Origin of the sequence: Streptomyces sp. CS113, assembly GCF_002188365.1 — a bacterium.
GTDB classification, from domain to species: Bacteria; Actinomycetota; Actinomycetes; order Streptomycetales; family Streptomycetaceae; genus Streptomyces; species Streptomyces tendae.
Map to the genome: position 1 here is coordinate 3,440,715 of NZ_KZ195574.1, position 17,755 is coordinate 3,458,469.

Genomic DNA, 17,755 nt, shown 5'->3' on the forward strand with positions numbered 1-17,755 from the left:
GGCGGGTCAGCCGGCGAACCAGCGGACGGGCTTCGGCGCGAGGTTCTGGTAGACGTGCTTGCTCTCGCGGTACTCGGCCAGGCCCGCGGGGCCGAGTTCGCGGCCCACACCGCTCTTGCCGAAGCCGCCCCACTCCGCCTGCGGCAGGTAGGGGTGGAAGTCGTTGATCCACACGGTGCCGTGCCGCAGCCGGCCCGCGACCCGGCGGGCCCGTCCCGCGTCGGCGGTCCAGACGGCACCGGCCAGACCGTACTCGGTGTCGTTCGCGAGGGCTACGGCCTCGTCCTCGGTACGGAAGGTCTCGACGGTGAGGACCGGCCCGAAGACCTCCTCCCGTACCACCCGCATCTCGCGGTGGCAGTGGTCGAGGACGGTCGGCTCGTAGAAGTAGCCGGACTCGGGCCGCTGGGGCGACGGCTCGGGACGCTTGCCGCCGCAGCGCAGTTCGGCGCCCTCGGCGAGGGCGGAGGCGACGTAGTCCTCGGTCTTGGCGCGCTGCTGCGCGGAGACGAGCGGGCCGCACTCGACACCGTCCTCGGTGCCGCGGCCGAGGCGGATCTGCCCGGCGCGGCGGGCGAGTTCGGCGACGAAGCGTTCGCGCACCGACTCCTCGACGATGAGCCGGCCGCCCGCGGAGCAGACCTGGCCGCTGTGGATGAAGGCGGCGTTGAGGGCCTGGTCGACGGCGGTGTCGAAGCCCTCCTCGGTCTCGCACGCGTCGGCGAAGACCACGTTGGGGTTCTTGCCGCCGAGTTCGAGGGCGACCTTCTTGACGGTGACGGCGGCGGCCTGGGCGACCTTGATACCGCTGGTCAGGCCACCGGTGAAGGAGACCAGGTCGACGTCGGGGTGCTCGGCGAGCCGGGCGCCGACGGTGTGCCCCGGGCCGGTGACGATGTTCGCGACGCCGGTGGGGAGGCCGGCCTCGACGAGCAGGTCGATCAGGGCGATCGTGGTGAGCGGGGTGATCTCGCTGGGCTTGATCACGAAGGTGTTGCCGGCGGCGAGGGCCGGGGCGATCTTCCAACTGGCCTGGAGGAGCGGGTAGTTCCAGGGCGTGATCATCGCGCAGACGCCGACCGGCTCGTGCACGACGACGCTGTGCACCTCGGGCGAGCCCGCGTCGACGACCCGGCCGGGGGCCTCGCCCGCGACCAGGTCCGCGAAGTAGCGGAAGGCGTCGGCGACGCAGTCGATGTCGACGCGCCCCTCCTCGACGGTCTTGCCCGCGTCGCGGCTCTCCAGCAGGCCGAGTTCCTCGCGGTCGCGCACGAGGAGGTCGGCGACCCGGCGCAGCAGGGCGGCGCGCTCGGCGACCGGGGTGTGCGGCCACTGGCCGGTGTCGAAGGCGCGCCGGGCGGCGGCCACCGCGAGGTCGGTGTCCTTCTCGTCGCCCTCCGCGACCACGGCGAACGGCAGGGCGTCCGCGGGATCGAGGATCTCGCGGGTGGCGCCGGAGGAGGCCGCGAGCCACTCGCCGCCCGCGTGGATGGTCCGGTGGGCCCGCTCAGTCCGGGTTTCCGATCTGTTCGCCATGGTGGGATGTGCCTTCCGTTCCTGGTCAACGCCCCTGCGTCACACGCATGTCACTCTCGGGGACCGTGAGCCCCTGCCCCACTGCCCGGCATGCATGCCGATTCGGCCGTGGAAAGTGCGGCGCATCACTGAGAAAAGGGAGGAAAGGGAGGGAAGCGGGCAGGGGTCTGCCGTTTCCTCCGGGTTTCTTTGACCCAGGTCAAGCAATATCCTCGGGGTATGGAGTCCGTACCGGAAGACGTCACGGCGTTGCGGCGCTTCAACCGCTACTTCACGCGCCGCATCGGCGCCCTGGACGACCGCTACCTCGGCCAGGACCGGCCGCTGGGCGAGGCCCGGCTGCTCTTCGAGATCGCCGAGAGCCGCACGGGGGTGCCACTGCGCGAACTGCGCGGCCGCCTGGGACTGGACGCCGGATACCTGAGCCGGATGGTGAAGGCCCTGGCGGCGCAGGGCATGGTCCGGCTGGGCACGCACCCGGACGACAGCCGGATGCGCACGGTCGAGCCGACCGACGCCGGGCGGGCCGAGGTCGCGGAGCAGAACCGCCGGGCCGACGTGCTGGTCTCCGGGCTGCTCCGGGGGCTGGCCCCGGACCAGCGCCGGCGGCTGACCGACGCCGTCGCCACCGCCCAGCGCCTGCTGCGGCTGGCCGCCGTCACGGTGGTGCCGGTCGACGCCCGCACCGCGGACGCCCGCGCCTGCCTGGACGCCTACGCCGCCGACCTGGACACGCGCTTTCCCGAGGGCTTCGACCCGGCCGACCTGGTGGGGCCCGGGGAGGTGTCGGGGGACGCCGGGGCGTTCCTCGTCGCGTACGAGGAGGGGCGGCCGGTGGGCTGCGGTGCGCTGCGGCGTACGGAGCCCGGGGTCGGCGAGATCAAGCACGTGTGGGTGCGCGCCGACGCCCGGCGGCTCGGGCTGGCCCGGCGCCTGCTCGACGCGCTGGAGGCCGAGGCCGCCGCCCGGGGCCTGGGCGTCGTACGGCTCGACACGCACCCCGCGCTCACCGAGGCGCGGGCGATGTACGAACGCGCCGGCTACACCGAGATCCCGGCGTACTCCGACCACGTCTACGCCGGGCACTGGTTCGAGAAGCGGCTGCCGGGAGCCTGACCTCGCGGCGGCCGCCGGAAGCCCGGGAACGGGCACGGGCCCCGTACCCGCCGGAGCGGAACGGGGCCCGTGCGGGCGTCGGGGGCGGGCTCAGATGAGGCCGAGACCGCGGACCGCCTCGCGCTCCTCCGACAGCTCCTTGACGGAGGCGTCGATGCGGGCGCGGGAGAACTCGTTGATGTCCAGGCCCTGGACGATCTCGTACGAGCCGTCCTTCGTGGTGACCGGGAAGGAGGAGATGATGCCCTCCGGGACGCCGTAGGAGCCGTCCGACGGGATGCCCATGGAGGTCCAGTCGCCCTCGGCGGTGCCGTTGACCCAGGTGTGCACGTGGTCGATGGCGGCGTTGGCGGCGGAGGCGGCCGAGGAGGCGCCGCGGGCCTCGATGATGGCCGCGCCGCGCTTGGCGACGGTCGGGATGAACTCGTCGGCCAGCCACTTCTCGTCGTTCACGGTCTCGGCGGCATTCTTGCCGGCGATCGTGGCGTGGAAGATGTCCGGGTACTGGGTGGCGGAGTGGTTGCCCCAGATGGTCAGGCGCTTGATGTCGGCGACCGTCGAGCCCGTCTTCTTCGCGAGCTGGGTCAGCGCGCGGTTGTGGTCCAGGCGGGTCATCGCGGTGAAGCGCTCGGCCGGTACGTCCGGGGCGGCGGCCTGGGCGATCAGGGCGTTGGTGTTGGCCGGGTTGCCGACGACGAGGACCTTGATGTCGTCCGCGGCGTGGTCGTTGATGGCCTTGCCCTGCGGCTTGAAGATGCCGCCGTTGGCCTCCAGGAGGTCGCCGCGCTCCATGCCCTTGGTGCGGGGGCGGGCGCCGACGAGGAGGGCGACGTTGGCGCCGTCGAAGGCGACGTTCGGGTCGTCGGTGATCTCGATGCCCGCCAGGAGCGGGAACGCGCAGTCGTCCAGCTCCATCGCGGTGCCCTCGGCGGCCTTGAGCGCCGGAGTGATCTCCAGGAGGCGCAGCTTGACCGGCACGTCCGCGCCGAGCAGCTGGCCGGAGGCGATGCGGAAGAGCAGGGCGTAACCGATCTGGCCGGCCGCGCCGGTGACGGTGACGTTCACGGGAGTGCGAGTCATGGCGTTCTCCGTATGACAGCTGGCGGTGGGGCGTCCCGGCCCCGGGCGTTTGATCGATCTCTTGGTATCAAGAGATCGATCCAGCCGTCAGGCTATCGCGCCCGTGGTGTCCGGCACGTCCGGGTCGGTGTGGCCCGGCCCACAGGGCCGCCGCCGGGTCACCCGTGCGCGCGGGAGCGGGGTACGGAAGCGGGTGCGACCGGCCACGAGAAGGAGGCGGCCGCCTGTCCGGGAGAGGGGGGACGAAGGCGACCGCCGTTCGGGGATACCGTTGCCGGACTCCCGTGGGGGTACTTCTCGCGTGCCCGTGACGCCGCGGAGCATGCCTGCCGCGGGCGAACTTTTCTTCGTCGGCCCCGCCCGCTCCCCCGCGCGCCCGCGCCTACTTGGTGCAGCCCTGCTGCCCGGAGGCCAGCGCCGCGCACGCGGTGGCGTCCGCCGCGGAGTCCACGGCGACCATCATGGTGTACGCGACGGTGGCGCCGGCGTTCCCGACGGTCGCCCGCTGCTCGTTCGCGCCGCCGGCGTTCACCCGGACCTCGTCGCCCTGCGCGGCCTGGGTGACACGGGCCCACGCGGCGCCGCAGACCTTGCTGTAGCGGACCTCGACGGCGGCCGTGCCGACGACGGCGGTCGCGCCGGTGGTCACCAGGTCGCCGCCGCAGCCCATGACCTCGGGGTCCTTGCCGGTGCAGGCGTCGCCGCCGCACTTCACGCCCGGCGGCAGCTTCGGCTTGCTGCTCACGGTGGGCGACGGGGAGGGCTTGGTGCCCTCGTTCTTCTTGTCCCCGCCGTCTTTCAGGAGGAAGAAGGCGCCCGCGATCACGACGAGGACGCCGACGACACCGGCGACGAGGGTGGCCGTCCGCTTGGTGCCCCCGCGCGGGGGCCGGCCGGACGAAGGGGGGCCGCCGTGCGGGGACTCGCCGCGCGGCGGCTCGCCGTACGCGCCCGACTCGCCGTACGCGCCCGACTCGCCGTACGCGGCGGAAGTGCCGTACGTGCCGGGAGTGCCGGGAGTGCCGTAGGCGACCGCAGGGCCGGTGCCGGGGTGGGGGCCGTGCGGCGCGGCGGGTGCGGTCGGCCGCGCCGCCTCACCGGTGCCGGTCCGGGGCCCGGAGCGGGACGCGCGGTCGCCGGTCGGCGCGGGGCCCCGGTAGCCGGCGAGGCCCCACGAGTTGCCGTCGGTCGCTCCGCCGGAGGACGGCGTGGAGGCGGTGCCGGGCCCGCCGCCGTCCCTGGGTGCGCCGCCGTCCCGGGGCCCGCCGCCGTCCCGGGGTGCGCCGCCGTCCCGGGGTGCGCCGAGCGCCGAGTCGGGGCTGTCGGCGGCCGTCGGCTGGGCCGGGACCGTCGGCGGCAGCGTGGGCGACACACCCGCCGGTCCGGCGATTCCCGCGGTCGCACCGCCGCCGTGCCGGCCGGTCCGGCTCCCCTTGCCGTTCCTGCCGCCGCCGACCGGCTTGGCCCCGGAGCCGCCCGACTTGGCCGCGGGCGTGCCCAGTTCGCCGAGCGCGGCGCGGGCCTGCGAGATCCGGATGGCCTCCATGGTCATGTCGTGGCGCATCTCCGAGCGGCTCCAGGCGCGTTCGGCCAGCTCCCACATGGTGGTCAGGTGGATCGGGTTGGTCCGCGTCACCTCGGCCAGGGCCACGATGGCGCCCTTCGGCGCCAGCAGCCGGCCGTTCAGATAGCGCTCCCAGGACGTCTTGCTGTAGCCCGTGGCGTCGGCCACCGACGCGACACTCAGCTCGCTGCGGTCCACGAGCCGACGCAGCTGGCTGGTGAACTCCCTGATCTGCGGATCGAGTTCATCCGGCAAGGCCTTCCAACGAGGCACTGCTTCCCCCTCTTCCCCCGGTGACGTGCTGGTCGTTCCCCCGCTGGTCCCCGCGCGCGGCGTCCCCCCGCGCGGTACCCGGTTCTGGCTACCCACAGGGATGCGCCCGGTCAGGATCCCAGTTCCCGGGGTGGGGGCGCACAGGAGCACAGAGGCCGCGAACGTGCACCGTCGCACGCCCACCGACCCGTGGTCCAGTGTCCCATCGGCGTTCCCGTAACCGGAACGGAACCCCCGAGAACGGCTCGCGTAGCGGAGTAGCGGAACGGTCACTTCCGTGCCACAGCGCCCTGACAGGCGTTGAACAGGGCGTTCGCCGTGCAGGAGTCTTGGTGTCGACGGCGGCCCGTCCTTCCACGGGGGTGAGGACGGGCCGTCGTTCGTTCCGGGTCAGCTGACCGTGAAGTGCAGCGTGTCCTTGAGGAACGGAATCTCGAGCACCGGGTTCGGCTGGGCCATCAGCGCCAGCAGGGCGATGGAGAGCCCGAAGACGCCGTAGGTGGCGATGTCCGTGAAGCGCGAGCGCACGGCGAGCATGCCGACGCGGGGCATCGTCCAGCGGAGCACGGCGCCGAGCAGCAGCGCGGCGCCGACGAGGACCAGCCCCCAGCGGAACACGCCCAGCGAGGTCAGCAGCAGGCCGAGTCCGACCAGCAGCACCACCGCGAGCACCGGCCACTGCCGGGCGGGCGCCGGGGCGTCCCCGGCCGCGGCCCTGCCACCGCCCTCGGGGCGGGCGGTGTCGCGGGTGAAGAGCGGGAACCGGCGCGTGGTGCGCCGCGGCCGCCCCTGGGCGTCGGGGGCGCTGACGGGATCGCGGACGGTGATGCCGTCCGGGTCGTCGGAGACCCGTGAGGCGGGCGCGGTCCGGGGGGCCGGGTCCTCCGCGGTCCGGGGGGCCGGGTCCTCCGCGGCCCGCGCGTCGCCCGGCCGCTCGGCGTTGGTGTCCTCAGCCGGCACTGCGCTCCGCCGCCTCCACCACGTTGACGAGCAGCTGGGCGCGGGTCATGGGGCCGACGCCGCCCGGGTTCGGGGAGATCCAGGCGGCCACCTCGGCCACGCCGGGGTGCACGTCGCCCATGATCTTGCCCTCGGCGTTGCGGGAGACGCCGACGTCGAGGACGGCCGCGCCCGGCTTGACGTCCTCGGGGCGGACCAGGTGCGGGGAGCCGGCCGCGGCGATGACGATGTCCGCGCGCTTGAGGTGGGCGGCCAGGTCCCGGGTGCCGGTGTGGCACTGGGTCACCGTGGCGTTCTCGCTGCGCCGGGTGAGCAGCAGCGGCATCGGGCGGCCGATGGTGACACCGCGGCCGACGACCACGACCTCGGCGCCCTTGATCTCGACGCCGTAGCGGCGCAGGAGGGTGAGGATGCCGTTGGGGGTGCAGGGCAGCGGCGCCGGCTCGTTGAGGACGAGGCGGCCCAGGTTCATCGGGTGCAGGCCGTCCGCGTCCTTGTCCGGGTCCATCAGTTCGAGGATGCGGTTCTCGTCGATGCCCCGGGGCAGCGGCAGCTGGACGATGTAACCGGTGCAGGCCGGGTCCTCGTTCAGCTCGCGGACGACGGCCTCGATCTCCTCCTGCGTGGCCGTGGCGGGCAGCTCGCGCTGGATGGAGGCGATGCCGACCTGGGCGCAGTCGCGGTGCTTGCCGGCGACGTACTTCTGGCTGCCGGGATCGTCGCCGACCAGGACGGTGCCGAGGCCGGGTGTGACACCCCTCTCCTTCAGCGCCGCCACGCGGGCGGTCAGTTCGGACTTGATCGCGGCTGCGGTGGCCTTGCCATCGAGAATCTGGGCGGTCATGCCCCCATCCTCGCGGATGACCGGCCCCCGGTTCCAATCAGGTCGGCATGCGGGCACCGCTCCGGTCGGCAGGCGGCCACCGCGCGGGCCGGCGGGCGGGGCGGCGGGCGGGGCGGCGGGCGGGTCACCGCGCGGGCACCTTCGGGACGTCGTGGGACACGTCCCGCCCTATCCGCTCATGATCAGCGTTGTTGCACTTGCACAACGCCTTGCGAACGGGCTGGACAAGTAAGAGTTCGGTCAAGAACGATTGGGCTGCACAGTGCCGCGGGGCCGTACCGGGGGGACGAACCGCTCCAGAAGAATCTCCTCCGAGTCGAGCCGCGCGTCGTCCCCGCACTTGACAGCGACGGAGGAAGACCCGCCATGAGTTTCGGCGATCCGAACAACCCCTACGGCCCGCCGCAGGGCGGCCAGCAGCCGAACTACGGCTACCCGCAGCAGCAGCCCCAGGGCCAGCCCGGCTACGGCTACCCCCAGGCTCCCCCGGTGTCGCCCGGCGGCTACGGCTACCCGGCCGCCCCGACCTCGATGCCCGGCACTGTCAGCGCGGCCCGCGTCATGCTGTGGGTCATCTTCGGCCTCCAGCTCGTCGGCGTGGCCCTGTTCGCCATCAGCGCCGCGAGCGTGGACGCCGCGAAGAACGACGAGCAGCTGAAGGACGACGCCGCCTTCCAGCAGCTGGCCGACTACTCGTCCGGCATGCTGTGGGGCCTGATGGCGTTCGCACTGGTGTGGGGCGTGATCGCGCTCGTCTTCGCGATCAAGGTCGGCAGCGGCGGCAACGGCATCCGCATAGCGACCATGATCTTCGCCATCATCACCGCGATCCTCGGCCTGTACCCGTTCATCGTCGTGGGCCTGGTCCACACGGTGCTCGCCATCCTGGTCGCCGTGTTCGTCGGCAACTCGAACGGCTCGGCCTGGTACAAGCGTCCCCGCTACTGACGACCGGGCGCCGGGTACCGCGACTGAACAGTTCGCGCCAATCACCACACAGGGCCGTGTCTCACCCGTACGAGGGGGGCACGGCCCTGGTGCGTCGCCCTAGTCTGGCGTGGGTAGCCGTCAGGCACGGGGAGACGCACCTTGTACAGCATCATCGTGGTACCTCCGCCGACCACGGAGGACGAAGCCACCCGCACCCAGTACCGGCTCGCGCCCGGCGAACGGCTCGTCTTCGGACGGTCGGTGCCCGAGGGCGGGCTGCGGATCGGGCACGACGGGGTGTCCCGCAGAGCCGGTGAGATCGCCGCGCACGGCACCTTCTGGACCCTGAGCAACCTCTGCGCCCACCAGACCTACGTCGTGGAGAACCCGGAGGGCGCGGGCGAGCACATCAAGGTGGCGCCGGGGCGCCTCGACGCACCGGTGCCGTTCGAGTTCTCGCGGATCGTGCTGCCCGCCGCCGGCGACCTGCTGGCGGTCGAGGTGTGGGCGCCGCGCCACGACTATCTGCGCGGCGAGGACGGCACCGACGGCGAGCCGACCGCGCCGGCCTTCTCCGTGGACCGCACCAAGCGGTACTTCGCGGTGCTGGCCGCGCTGTGCGAGCCGAGGCTGCGCGGGGCGCCGCACGCGCCGCTGCCGACCATGGACCAGGTCGTCGAGCGGCTCCGCCCGTCCTGGCCGGCCGCCTCGCGCACGTCGGTGCAGTGGAACATCGACTACCTCGCCGTGAAGCTGCGGCTGAAGCCGGGCCCGGAGACCGCCGAGCCGGGTCCCCGGCTGAACGGCAAGAAGGAGTCGCTGGTCTCGCTGGCGCTCCGCTTCGACCTGGTCCGCGAGGACGACCTGGTGGTCCTCGCGGCACCGTCCGGACGGGCGCTGCGGTGAGCGAGCCGTACGCCGTCCCGGTGCCCCGGGGGTACCGGGTGGGCGCCTGGGAGGTGCGCGAGCCGCTGGCGACCGGCGCCTTCGGCAGCGTGTACGCGGCACGGCACACGGGCGGCAGGGACGGCACCCCGGGCGCGGGCGGCGGCGGGGGCCTGCCGGAGACCGTCGCGCTGAAGTTCCTGCCCACCGGCACCGGCACGCCGCGGCAGTTGTCCCACCTGCGGGACCTGGTCGAGCGCGAGGTGGAGCTGCTGCGCCGGCTGCGGCGGCCCCGTCTGATCCGGATGTACGAGACCCTCACCGTCGACGACCCCGCCCACCCCCGGCTCGACGGCGCCACCGTCCTCGTCCTGGAGCGGGCCGAGGGCTCGCTGGCCGCCCTGCTCGCCGCCGCGCCCCGACCGCAGGCCGGGCCCGCGCTGCTCGCGCAGGTCTGCGAGGGCCTGCACCAGCTGCACCGGGCGGGCTGGGTGCACGGCGACCTGAAACCGGCCAACGTGCTGCTGATGGCGGACGGTTCGGCCCGCCTCGCCGACTTCAACATGGCCGCCGAGCTGGAGGGCACCCACGCCTACACGCCCGCCTTCGCCACCCCGGACTACACCCCGCCCGAGCTGCTGTGGTCCGAGATCGGCGAACGGGGCCGCCGGATCCGTCCCTCCGCCGACGTGTGGGCCTTCGGCGTCCTGGCCCACCTGGTGCTCGCGGGTGGCTTCCCGCTGCCCGGCGGCACCCCGGCGGCCCGGCGCGACGCCGCCGTCGCCTACGCCCGCGGCACCCACGAGCTGCGCCTGTCCCCCGAACTCCCGGCGCCGTGGCGGGAGATCGTGCGGGCGTGCCTGACCCGTACGCACGCCGACCGGATCGGCACCGACGCCCTGTTGCGCCGGGTGACCGGCGCGTCGGGGGCCGCGGACGGCCCGGCGCGGTTCTCGCTCCGGTCCGGCGCACGCCCCCGGCGCGGGATTCCGGCCGCCGCGGCGGCGGCACTCGTCACCCTCGCCGCACTCGGATACGGCGTCGCCCGCTGGGCCGACGACGGCCCGGACCCCGGCGCGGGCCCGCGCCCCGGCGGCACCGCGAGCGTGGCCGCCGCCTCCTACGGCGCGGCCGAACTGCGCACCGACCGGGACGTGCCGCCCGCCTACCGCCTGCTGATCGTGGAGACGGCGCACGACTGCGGGCACAAGGAGGTCAGCCCGGCCCTGATCGCGGCCATGCTCAAGGTGGAGAGCGACTTCGACCCGGACCTCGCCGACCCGGCCAAGGACGAGTACGGCATCGCCCGCTGGACGCCGAGCGTGCTGCGCTGGTGGATGAACGAGGACGGGACACCGGGTGAGACCGTGCCCCAGCCGCCGTTCCCGCCCGCCGAGTCCATTCCGGCGATGGGCCGCTACCTGTGCTGGATCACGCCCCGCCTCGACGCCGGCCTGCGGGGCGACCGCGGCGTGCTGGTCGCCGTCGCGTACCGGACGTCGTACCGGAAGGTGAACGACGCGGGCGGGGTTCCCCCGAAGTACCGCGACTACGCCGACCGCGTCGCTCACCACCTCAAGGAGTACACGCCTTCCGGCGCGGAGTGACCCTGGGAAGTTCCAGGTACCGCTCTGCGCCGGTGGCGTGCCGTCAGGTGTACCGCTCCGCCACCGTGACGGCGGAGAAGCCCCAGGACGACCCGGTGGACGCCCAGCCTCCGGTGTACCCGCCGAACGTTCCGTCCCTCAGGGCGGGGATGGTCCACATCCGCACGGTGCCGTTGCCGTACCCGTGCATGAAGCCCAGGTCGTCCCGGCCGTCGCCGTCGAAGTCACCGGCGGCGATCTTCATGGCGGTGCGGGTGAGTTTGCCGGCCGCGAACCGCCCGGACTCCTTGTGGGTGCCGAGAACGCCCTCGTCGTCGGACAGCCAGGTGTGCGCTCCGTCCGTGCCGTCGCTGTAGTCGTACCAGGTCGCGAGGTCGTCGCGGCCGTCCCCGTCGAAGTCGCCGGAGTAGACGGAGGTCCGGGCGCGGGAGCCCCAGGTCGCGCCCTCCCAGCCCTTGACCCCGGAGGCGAAGCCGCCCGACGGCGTGGAGAGGTAGGTGTACGTGCGGGCCAGTCCGCTGTCGTAGTTGTAGAAGATGCCGATGTCGTCGCGGCCGTTGCCGTCGTAGTCACCGGTGACCAGCTTGGCGGCGGCGGCCGTCCACTTGCCTTCCGCGAGGGTCAGGGAAGCGGTGGGCGCGGTGAAGTGGCCGGTCTCGTCGGACCGGAAGGTGAAGAGCCGGTCGTGTCCGGCGGCGTAGTCGTACCAGGCGGCGATGTCGTCCCGGCCGTCGCCGTCGAAGTCGCCGCTGACGAGGGTGGACCGGGCGTAGGTCCAGTTGTCGTCCACGGACCGCCAGGAGCGGAAGGGTGTGCCGTACCCGCCGTCCCGCTCGGCGAGCCAGGTCCACATGCCCATGGTGCCGTCGGAGTAGTCGTAGGCGGCGGCGAGGTCGGACAGGCCGTCGCCGTTGTAGTCGCCGCGCAGCAGCTTCGCCCTGGACGCGGTCCAACTGCCGGCGGGGGCCTCCCAGGAGCGGACGGGGGCCTTGAACGAGCCGTCCGTTCCGGTGGGGAAGCTGAAGGCGGCGTCCCGTCCGTCGGAGTAGTCGTACCAGGTGGTGACGTCGGAGCGGCCGTCGCCGTCGTGGTCGCCCCGCACGACCGTGTTGCTGGACCAGACGTTCTCGCCGGAGGCGGTCCGCACGACCATGTTGCCGCGGTCCTGGAGCAGCACCCGGCCGCCCGAGGCGGAAATCTTCGACTCCCACAGGACGGCGCCGTCGGGCGACTTCACCGAGAGGTTCCCGGCCTTGCTCAGGGCTGCGGTGGCACCCGGGTGCCCGGCGGTCCCGGAGGACCAGAGCGTCTTTCCGGCGTTGGAGGACACGGTCAGGTCGCCGTCGGTGCCCATGGTGACCTTGGCGGCGTTCGACAGCAGTGAGTCGCCGGAGCGCAGCGTCTGCCCGGCGGTGAGGGTCGCGCCGCCCGGTGAGCCGTCGGCGCGGGCGGCGACGGCGCCGCGGCGGGTCTCCGTGCTGCCGAGGCATCCCCCTTGCCAGGACCGGGAGTTGACCGCGACGAGCGCGTACGTCCCGTCGTCGGCCCGGCGCAGGACCGGCCCGCCGGTGTCGCCCTTGCAGACGGCGTCGTCGTCGGTCTTGCCGGTCATGGCCAGGGTGTCGGCGGTGACCGCGTCCAGGGTGAAGTCGGCCTCGTTGAGGCGGTCGGGCACCCATGCGGTGCTGGTGCGGCCGTAGCCGAGGACGGTCAGCGTGTCGCCGGCGGCCGGGGCGCCGGCCGCGAGTTTCACCGGGGTGATGCCGGTCGCCGGTGTGGCGAGGCGGGCGAAGGCCAGGTCGCGGCCGGCCCGCGGCACGATCAGCGTGACCTCGGCGACGTGGCCGCCGGTGCCGGTCGGGTCGGTGCGGCCGATGGTGGCGACGGTCTTCAGCGCGGGCTTGCCGGCCGCCGGGCCGGTGCCGGACTGCGGGTCGGCGGCGAAGCACGAGGCGGCGGTGACCAGCCACTCGGCGGCGACGAGGGCGGCGGAGCAGGACCGCTTGCCGTCGCCGATGTCGAGGCGGGCGGCGAAGGAGTGGGTGCCGTCGGGGGTGGGGGTGCCGCCGGCCACGGCGTGCGCGGCGGGGACCGGCGCGGCCAGGACGGCGCAGGCGGCGAGCAGGGAGAGGCCGAGTCTGAGGCGGCCGGGGCGGCCGGGGCGGCGCGGGACGGTGAGCATGGAATCCCTCTCGTGGAACGGTCGTGGCCTACTTGGCGGCGTGCAGTTCCACGAGGGTGTGGTCGCGGCCCTCGGGGTCGGCGGTCTCGCCGACGGCGGTCCAGCTGTTCGGGGTGATGTCGTAGGAGGTCTCGGCGCCGTCCACGGTCATGTCGGCGACGATCCGGTAGTCGTTGCCCTTGATGCCGTAGACCTGCGGCACCTCCAGGGCGAGCCGGCCGGAGGCGCCCCGCACGGACAGGCAGAACCGGTCGTCCCTGCCGCGCGCCCAGACCTCGATCAGGCCGGCGGGGCCGCATTCGGCGAGCAGGATGTGGCCGTCGCCGCTGATCAGCCGGATGCCGGTGTCCTCGTGGATCCGGTCGGCGTCCGGGTAGGCGAAGTCCTCGACGGCGACCGGCGGTACGTCGTCGGCGGCGGCCTGCGGGGCGGGGGTGAACAGCATCGATGCGGCGGCGACCGCGGCGGTGACCGCGGCACCGAGGCCCAAAGGCACCCAGCGTCTCACAACAGCTCCTCCGTACGGGAGTTGACGGACATGACGGCTCAAGACGTATCAACGAACCCGCTCCGCACCACCCTCGAAAGTTCCAGGATGTTCCTCCCGGTACGGGTGATTAGCGTGCGACGCCCAGACCGCATGCCCGGATCCGCACGGAAGGACCTTCGCCTTGCCGCCTTCACTGTGGAGCAGACGCCGCTTACTGACGTCGCTCGCGGGAGTCGCCGCCGCCCCCGCCCTGCCCGCCGCCCTCGTCCTGAGCACCGCCGCCCCCGCCCGGGCCGCCGACCCGGAGGGCACCTACCACGGCCTGCCCGACACCGAACGGGGCCGGGCCGTATGGGCGTACAAGATCGGCGGGCGTGCGGTGCGCGAGGCCGCGACCGCCGCGCTGGCCGCCGGCACCCCGGCCGCCGTGTCCGACTTCCTCACCGGCCGGCTGCCGCTCGCCCGGGCCGAGGACAACCGCCTCGCGGTCATCTCCAGCCTCGCCCACGCGGGCCGGGCCACCCGGGCCGGCGCCGACACGGCGCTGGCCGCCGGGGACGACGCGGTGTCCGCCTTCCTGGGGGGCGGCTACGAGACGCCCGTCCTGGAAGACCTGCGGGTGTCGGTCCTCACCGTCATGAACCACGGCGGTGCCGCCGTGCGGCGGGAGGCCGGCAAGGCGCTGGGGACGGGTACCTGGAAGGCGCTGCGCACCTTCCTGACGGAAACTCAGCACACCGCGCAGCAGGAGGACGACCGGGTCGCCGTCCTCGGGATGCTGGGCTCCGCCTCCCCGGAGGTGAAGAAGTACGCCGGGCGGGCCCTGGACGACGGCTCGCCCGAGGCGATCACCCGGTTCCTGGTCTCCGGCCAGTACATCGCCCGGGCCCGGGACGAGGAGGCGGCGACGATCGACCAGTTGGTCGCCGTCGTCGAGCGCGAGGGGCGGCGGGCCCGGCTCCGCACGGACCAGGCCGTCGCCGCCTCGGCGCAGGCGAAGGAGGCCGCGGCGAAGGCCAGGGCCGCCGCGTTGAAGGCGGCCGAGGAGGCGCGAGCGGCCAAGGAGGACGTGGCCAGGTCGGCGAAGGCCGCGAACGCCGCGGCGAGTGCGGCGCGCGGCGCCGCGAACGCGGCCAACACCGCGATCGCCGCGTCCCGTACGGCGCAGGACGCCTCGGGCCGCGCCGCCCGGGCCGCGCAGGCCGCCGCCGCCGCGGCGGCCTCGGCCGGGAACGCCGCCTCCCGCGCCTACCACGCCGCCATCGCCGCCTCGGCCGACGCCTCCAAGGCCGGTGCCACCCGGGCGGCCGCCGAGACCGCCCGGGCCGCCGCGGGGCGGGCGCGCACCGCCGCCGCGGCCGCGGACCAGGCCGCCGTCGCCTCCGCGGAGGCCTCCGCCGCCGGAGACGCCGCCGCGAGCGCGGCCACCAACGCCGCCGCGGCCGCCCATGCCGCCGCCGACGCCGCCGACTCCGCGGGCGTCGCTCAGTCCCAGGCCGCCAGGGCCCGGCAGGCGGCGGCCGAGGCGGACGCGGCGGCCGCCCGGGCCACCCGCGCCGCGAGCACCGCCCAGACGCTGGCCCACCGCGCCGCGGCCGCCGCCCGGGTGGCCCGCGACGCCGCGAACAGCGCCGCCGGCCACGCCGAGGCCGCCGCGGACGCGGCCGAGGAGGCGGCGGCGAACGCGGGCAAGGCGATCGAGTACGCCAAGCGGTCCACGGCCCATGCCGCGGCGGCGCTGGAGGCGGCGACGACCGCCTCGAACGCGGTGCGGGAGGCGCAGGAGGTGGAGCAGGCCGCCCGCGCGGCGGAGACCGCGCTCATCGCCCAGGACACCGAGCTGGGCATCGCGGAGGCCCGGCTGCACGCGCGGACCGAGATCGAGGAGGCCGAGCGGGCCAACAGGGAGCGCACCCAGGCCGACAAGACGGCATCGGAGACCAAGGACCTGATCGCGGCCGCCGAGGCCGCGCTGCGCGACGGGGACGTCGCGACGGCCCTCGCGTCGGGCCGCAGAGCGGCGGTCGCGCTCCTGGGCTCGACCGGTACCTGGACCCGGGAGGCCGCGGAGTACGCGCTGGCGGGCGGGGACGAGTCCGTCCTGAACTGGGTCGACGCCGACCGTTCGCTGGCCCGGCGGCAGGACGACCGGGAGACGGTGGCCGCCGTCGCCAAGGTGTCCGCGGCAGCCGTCGCCACCGCCGCACACACCGCCCTGACCAGCGACGATCCGGACGCCGCGGCCGACTTCCTGAGCACCGGGGCCGTCGTTGCGGCCCAGGCCGAGCACCGCGTCGCCGTGCTGCGCGTGCTGAACGACGACCCCGGCGCCGCCGTCCGCGCGAAGGCGCAGGCCGCGCTCGACGACGGGAGTGCCACGGCCCTGCACCGGTTCCTCACCGTCGAGCTGCCCCAGGCGGTCAAGGAGGACGACCGGGTCGCGATCCTCCGCCTCGTCGGCTCGGCCGGCCCCTACCTGGAGTCGGCGGCCCGGGTCGCGCTGGAGGGCCCCGCCCGGATGCGGCGGAACTTCGTCGTCCACGACCGGTTCGCCATCGCCCGCCTCGACCACGACCACGCCACCCATGTCGCCGCCGTACGGGCCGCGATCGCCCACGCGGCGAAGACCGCCGCGCAGGCGCTGCGGGACGCCGCCCTGGCCTCCAAGGCCGCGGCCGAGGCCCGCAAGGCGGCGCAGGAGGCGACCGAGTGGGCGGCGAAGGCGAAGGGGTACGCCGAGGACGCGGCGGACTCCGCCGAGCAGGCGCTGGCGAACGCGGACGCCGCCGACCAGTCGGCCGCGGACGCCGCCCAGTCGGCCGCGAGCGCGAAGCAGGCCGCGTCGGTGGCCCGCGGCGCGGCCCGCAGCGCCAACTATTCGATGCGGCGGGCGACGGCCGCGGCCCAGCAGGCGGTGAGCGACGCGGCCGGCGCCCAGAGTTCGGCCGCCCGGGCGCAGGCGTCCGCCGGTCAGGCGGGCCAGGACGCGCAGGCCGCGGCCGACGCCGCCAGCCAGGCCCAAGAGACCGCGGCGGCGCTGCGGCAGGCCGAGTTGGAGGCCGAGGCGCTGCGCGCGGCCCAGGAGGCGGCCGAGAACGAGCAGAACGGCACGGACCCCGCGCAGAGCGGCGACCAGGACACGCCCTTCTACGTGGACTGGGGCCTGTGGCCCGAGGACGTCGAGGACCCCAAGGACTGGGCGAGCGTGACCAGCCACTGGGCCACCATCCTGGGCACCGCGGGCACGGTGGCGTCCCTCATCCCGGGCGGTCAGGCCATCGGCCTGGGGCTCGGACTGGCGGGACTCGCCCTGTCCGCCACGAGCGCCGTCCTCAACGGGGTCGGGTACGGCTGGGACAGCAGCGAGTTCAAGACCTCGCTGGGTCAGTTCCTGGTCGGCGGGATCTTCATGGGCAAGGGCGCGATGTTCAAGAAGTTCGGCTTCGCGGACGAGGTCGGCGCCAAGGTGTCCGAGTTCACCGGCGGGGTGATCGACTCGGCCATCGGCTGGCTCACCTGGTAGCGGGGGCGGGGTGAGCGACGCGGGCGGGCTGCCCCGGAGTACCGCGACCGCGCCACCGCGTCGCTCACCGCCTCCAGACGTACCCGCCGCACGACGGGAAGTGACCCTGGGAATTGCGAGGTTCCGTCCCGCGGCCGTCCGGGGGCACGGTGGGGGCACACCGCTTCGGCGGGACGACACACCGACGTTCACGGGGGAACAACGATGAACCTCATCAAGCCCGCAGCACTCCTCGTCGCGGCCGCGGCCCTCGCCGCCGGCTCCACGGTCGCGGCCACGGCCGCCGACGACCCGGACGGCACCCGGGTGACCGGCCTCCAGCAGAAGGCCGACCAGGTGCTGGCCGGCAGCCCGAAGCCCCTGCGCGTGACCGCCGACGCGGTCGAGTACCGGGGCCTGACCGTGACGGACGCGCCGAAGACCCTGGGCGCCCGGGACCTGGCCTGCGACTACGGCCACCTGTGCATGATCGTCAAGGACACGAAGTTCGACTTCTACAAGTGCCAGACGTGGAACCTCACCAACTGGACCGGCGACGGACCGTTCACCAACAACCAGACCCCGGGCACGGTCGCCAAGTTCTTCAACAAGGACGGCAGCGTCCGCTGGACGTCGGAGGCCTACGACGCGGGCACGGCGACTTGGGACCCGATCTGGTCGCTGCGCCCCTGCTGATCCGCCCGTCCGGGTCAACCGTCCGGGTCATCCGCCCGGGGCAACAGCCCGGGGCAACCGTCCGGCGGCCGCCGGTCTCCTCCGCGCGGA

At 74.4% G+C, this 17,755-nt stretch carries 13 protein-coding genes; 6 read left to right on the top strand and 7 right to left on the bottom strand.

Going from position 1 to position 17,755, the window contains the following annotated elements; all coding sequences use genetic code 11:
- Positions 1–6: 6 nt before the first annotated feature.
- The gene (locus tag B9W62_RS14910; protein ID WP_087807654.1) at positions 7–1,536 is read right to left on the bottom strand and encodes an aldehyde dehydrogenase family protein; all 1,530 of its coding nucleotides are present in this window, start codon (positions 1,534–1,536) and stop codon (positions 7–9) included.
- Between the two features lie 219 nt (positions 1,537–1,755).
- Here B9W62_RS14910 and B9W62_RS14915 point away from each other — a divergent pair, with 219 nt between their 5' ends.
- The gene (locus B9W62_RS14915) at positions 1,756–2,652 is read left to right on the top strand and encodes a GNAT family N-acetyltransferase (protein WP_087807655.1); all 897 of its coding nucleotides are present in this window, start codon (positions 1,756–1,758) and stop codon (positions 2,650–2,652) included.
- A gap of 90 nt (positions 2,653–2,742) precedes the next feature.
- On the opposite strand, the gene B9W62_RS14920 is transcribed toward B9W62_RS14915, so the two are convergent.
- The 4 genes from B9W62_RS14920 to B9W62_RS14935 all read right to left on the bottom strand — a co-directional run bounded on the left by B9W62_RS14920 (position 2,743) and on the right by B9W62_RS14935 (position 7,373).
- Positions 2,743–3,732, bottom strand: coding sequence for a malate dehydrogenase (locus tag B9W62_RS14920; RefSeq protein ID WP_087807656.1), 990 nt, complete (start codon positions 3,730–3,732; stop codon positions 2,743–2,745).
- A gap of 382 nt (positions 3,733–4,114) precedes the next feature.
- Entirely contained in the window at positions 4,115–5,551 is a 1,437-nt protein-coding gene (locus tag B9W62_RS14925; protein WP_256976359.1) for a helix-turn-helix domain-containing protein, read from the bottom strand.
- Between the two features lie 408 nt (positions 5,552–5,959).
- Complete coding sequence (locus B9W62_RS14930; protein WP_087807658.1) at positions 5,960–6,529, bottom strand: DUF3017 domain-containing protein; 570 nt, start codon at positions 6,527–6,529, stop codon at positions 5,960–5,962.
- Positions 6,519–7,373: a bifunctional methylenetetrahydrofolate dehydrogenase/methenyltetrahydrofolate cyclohydrolase gene (locus tag B9W62_RS14935; protein WP_003974148.1), complete on the bottom strand. Its 855-nt coding sequence runs from the start codon at positions 7,371–7,373 to the stop codon at positions 6,519–6,521. Before B9W62_RS14935 ends, B9W62_RS14930 begins: the two co-directional genes overlap by 11 nt.
- A gap of 366 nt (positions 7,374–7,739) precedes the next feature.
- Between B9W62_RS14935 and B9W62_RS14945 the strand changes: the two genes are divergently transcribed.
- The 3 genes from B9W62_RS14945 (at position 7,740) to B9W62_RS14955 (ending at position 10,795) form a co-directional block, all read left to right on the top strand.
- Positions 7,740–8,321 (top strand): hypothetical protein, encoded by a 582-nt coding sequence (locus B9W62_RS14945; RefSeq protein ID WP_087807659.1) that lies wholly within the window; start codon positions 7,740–7,742, stop codon positions 8,319–8,321.
- A gap of 141 nt (positions 8,322–8,462) precedes the next feature.
- On the top strand, positions 8,463–9,209 hold the full coding sequence (locus tag B9W62_RS14950) for an FHA domain-containing protein (protein WP_179235494.1): 747 nt from the start codon (positions 8,463–8,465) through the stop codon (positions 9,207–9,209).
- Positions 9,206–10,795 (top strand): serine/threonine protein kinase, encoded by a 1,590-nt coding sequence (locus B9W62_RS14955; RefSeq protein WP_087807660.1) that lies wholly within the window; start codon positions 9,206–9,208, stop codon positions 10,793–10,795. Before B9W62_RS14950 ends, B9W62_RS14955 begins: the two co-directional genes overlap by 4 nt.
- A gap of 43 nt (positions 10,796–10,838) precedes the next feature.
- Here B9W62_RS14955 and B9W62_RS14960 read toward each other — a convergent pair whose 3' ends face one another.
- Together B9W62_RS14960 and B9W62_RS14965 are read right to left on the bottom strand one after the other, a co-directional pair.
- Entirely contained in the window at positions 10,839–12,977 is a 2,139-nt protein-coding gene (locus tag B9W62_RS14960) for an FG-GAP-like repeat-containing protein (protein WP_087807661.1), read from the bottom strand.
- Between the two features lie 28 nt (positions 12,978–13,005).
- Entirely contained in the window at positions 13,006–13,485 is a 480-nt protein-coding gene (locus B9W62_RS14965; protein WP_229891901.1) for a hypothetical protein, read from the bottom strand.
- Between the two features lie 163 nt (positions 13,486–13,648).
- Between B9W62_RS14965 and B9W62_RS14970 the strand changes: the two genes are divergently transcribed.
- Both B9W62_RS14970 and B9W62_RS14975 read left to right on the top strand, forming a co-directional pair.
- Positions 13,649–16,990, top strand: a complete 3,342-nt coding sequence (locus tag B9W62_RS14970; RefSeq protein WP_087807662.1) for an ALF repeat-containing protein — start codon at positions 13,649–13,651, stop codon at positions 16,988–16,990.
- Between the two features lie 204 nt (positions 16,991–17,194).
- The gene (locus B9W62_RS14975) at positions 17,195–17,665 is read left to right on the top strand and encodes a hypothetical protein (protein ID WP_087807663.1); all 471 of its coding nucleotides are present in this window, start codon (positions 17,195–17,197) and stop codon (positions 17,663–17,665) included.
- The last annotated feature ends 90 nt before the right edge of the window (positions 17,666–17,755 follow it).

Bases quoted from the DNA above. Each gene is read 5' to 3' on its own strand.
- B9W62_RS14910 (WP_087807654.1), bottom strand. From the start codon at position 1,536: ATGGCGAACAGATCGGAAACCCGGACTGAGCGGGCCCACCGGACCATC.
- B9W62_RS14915 (WP_087807655.1), top strand. From the start codon at position 1,756: ATGGAGTCCGTACCGGAAGACGTCACGGCGTTGCGGCGCTTCAACCGC.
- B9W62_RS14920 (WP_087807656.1), bottom strand. From the start codon at position 3,732: ATGACTCGCACTCCCGTGAACGTCACCGTCACCGGCGCGGCCGGCCAG.
- B9W62_RS14935 (WP_003974148.1), bottom strand. From the start codon at position 7,373: ATGACCGCCCAGATTCTCGATGGCAAGGCCACCGCAGCCGCGATCAAG.
- B9W62_RS14945 (WP_087807659.1), top strand. From the start codon at position 7,740: ATGAGTTTCGGCGATCCGAACAACCCCTACGGCCCGCCGCAGGGCGGC.
- B9W62_RS14960 (WP_087807661.1), bottom strand. From the start codon at position 12,977: ATGCTCACCGTCCCGCGCCGCCCCGGCCGCCCCGGCCGCCTCAGACTC.
- B9W62_RS14975 (WP_087807663.1), top strand. From the start codon at position 17,195: ATGAACCTCATCAAGCCCGCAGCACTCCTCGTCGCGGCCGCGGCCCTC.